This is a genomic window from Pseudomonas sp. NPDC088885 (assembly GCF_044750025.1).
Lineage (GTDB): Bacteria > Pseudomonadota > Gammaproteobacteria > Pseudomonadales > Pseudomonadaceae > Aquipseudomonas > Aquipseudomonas rustica.
Genome location: NZ_JBIVJB010000258.1, coordinates 1 through 1,173, shown reverse-complemented (window position 1 = coordinate 1,173; position 1,173 = coordinate 1). Strand labels below are relative to the sequence as shown.

The 1,173-nt window shown below is 58.7% G+C and carries 1 protein-coding gene; it reads right to left on the bottom strand.

All coding sequences use genetic code 11. The features are described from left to right. Positions 1 to 1,062, bottom strand: a 1,062-nt coding sequence (locus ACIP1X_RS29070; RefSeq protein WP_400756000.1) for an aspartate ammonia-lyase, incomplete at its 3' end; no start/stop codon positions are given. Positions 1,063 to 1,173: the final 111 nt, after the last annotated feature.

The following is a 1,173-nucleotide window of genomic DNA, read 5'->3' as shown; positions in this document are numbered from 1 at the left end:
CATGGTCAGCGCCAGGTCGTTACCGATCACTTGGAACGCGACTTGGTTAACGGCTTCCGGGATTACCGGGTTGACCTTGCCAGGCATGATCGAGCTGCCTGGCTGACGCGCTGGCAGGTTGATTTCGTTGATGCCGGTGCGTGGGCCGCTGGACAGCAGACGCAAGTCGTTGCAGATCTTCGACAGCTTGACCGCGGTGCGCTTGAGCATGCCGGAGAACAGTACGAAGGCGCCCATGTCGGAAGTCGCTTCGATCAGGTCGGCCGCCGGAACCAGCGGTTGACCGCTGATCAGGGCCAGACGCTGTACCGCCAGCGCTTGATAACGCGGGTCGGCGTTGATGCCGGTACCGATCGCGGTGCCGCCCAGGTTCACTTCAGTCAGCAGTTCCGGGGCCAGCGTCTTCAGACGCGCCAGGTCTTCGCCCATGGTGGTGGCGAAAGCACGGAATTCCTGGCCGAGGGTCATCGGCACGGCGTCTTGCAATTGAGTACGGCCCATTTTCAGGACGTGATCGAATTCTTTGCCCTTGGCCGCGAACGCCTGAATCAGGCTGTCGAGGCTGGCCAGCAGGGTGTCGTGACCGAGCAACAGGCCCAGGCGGATGGCCGTTGGGTAAGCGTCGTTGGTCGACTGCGCCATGTTGACGTCGTCGTTCGGGTGCAGGAACTGGTACTCGCCTTTCTGGTGGCCCATTGCTTCGAGGGCAATGTTGGCGATCACTTCGTTGGCGTTCATGTTGGTGGAAGTACCGGCACCACCTTGAATCATGTCGACCACGAACTCTTCGTGGAAATCACCGCGGATCAATCGGGCACAGGCTTCGCTGATGGCAGCGTGCTTGGCTTCGCTCAGATGACCCAACTCGCGGTTGGCGTCAGCAGCGGCCTGTTTGACCATTGCCAGACCGACAACGAGTTTTGGGTAATGCGAAATCGGAACGCCGGAGAGACGGAAGTTATTCACCGCTCGCAGGGTCTGGATGCCGTAATACGCTTGAGCCGGTACTTCGAGGGCGCCAAGCAGGTCGTTTTCTGTGCGGAAAGATGCAGCGGAGGACATGATAGAAATCATCTCGATATTGACCCGGTCTGTGCCGGAACGCTGCGAAATCTAGGCTTGTGGGGAATTTTTGGCCAAATCTGTTAATCACAGACCAATTCACAATAGGCA